Source organism: Agrobacterium sp. MCAB5 (assembly GCF_052114365.1).
GTDB classification, from domain to species: Bacteria; Pseudomonadota; Alphaproteobacteria; order Rhizobiales; family Rhizobiaceae; genus Agrobacterium; species Agrobacterium tumefaciens.
This window is the reverse complement of the sequence record NZ_JBFREP010000052.1, coordinates 1-963: the sequence shown is the minus strand read 5'-3', so window position 1 is coordinate 963 and position 963 is coordinate 1. Positions and strand designations below refer to the sequence as shown.

At 56.5% G+C, this 963-nt stretch carries 1 protein-coding gene; it reads left to right on the top strand.

From position 1 onward, the window contains the following. Positions 1 to 963: ATP-binding protein (locus tag AB4Z23_RS27220; RefSeq protein WP_441361148.1), on the top strand; the 963-nt coding region annotated here is incomplete at both ends.

The following is a 963-nucleotide window of genomic DNA, read 5'->3' as shown; positions in this document are numbered from 1 at the left end:
GTGCCGTCCAGCCTCGCCGTTCGCACCGATCCGCGTCTGTTCGAGCAGATCGTCCGCAACCTTCTGTCCAATGCGCTGAAATATACGACGAGCGGCAAAATTCTGGTCGGTTGTCGCCGGCGCGGTACGAAGGTTCGTTTCGAAGTGTGGGACACTGGCATCGGCATTCCCGAAAACCATATCGAGGATGTTTTTCAGGAATACCTCCAGCTCGATGCGCCTGCTGGAACGGAAGACCGTGGTTTGGGGCTGGGATTGTCGATCGTCAAGCGGCTCAGCGAGCTTCTCGAACTAAGGGTAGTGGTGCAGTCACGACTGCATAAAGGTTCGGCATTCATGATCGAGATCGATCACGCACCGGCCGGTGAGCCGCTTGTACCACTTCCTGCGCCAGTGGATGACCATTCGAACCAAGCGGCTACCCTGTCGCGGGCGTCGGTTCTGATCGTCGAAGACGAAAACGGCATGCGTGATTTGCTCAAGATGGGACTTGAGCAGACTGGATATGTGGTGGCTGCGACCTCTACGGCTGCCGAGGCGCTCGCGATTGTTCGAGGATTGCAGTTCACGCCCGACGTCATTCTCGCAGACTACAATCTCCCTACCGGGGGGAATGGCATAGCTGCGATAGGAGATATCCGGCAAGCACTCCGCCGAAATGTTCCGGCGCTCATTCTCACAGGCGATATTTCAAGCAAGGCCCTGAGGGCTTTTGCACAGCACGAAATTCCGTATCTGCACAAGCCGGCGAAACTCAAGGACGTCGTGCAGGTCGTCGAGACCCTGGTTGTTCGCCAAACCGACGAGAGGGTAGTGCACATAAGCGAACCCGAATACATGAGGCCGATGACGGGTCGGCTCATCGAAGTCATCGACGACCAGCAGGACATCAGGGACAATTTGCGCGCTCTTTTCGAAGGAGAAGGCTGGACGGTTGCAACCTATGTATCGGCAGAAGAGTAT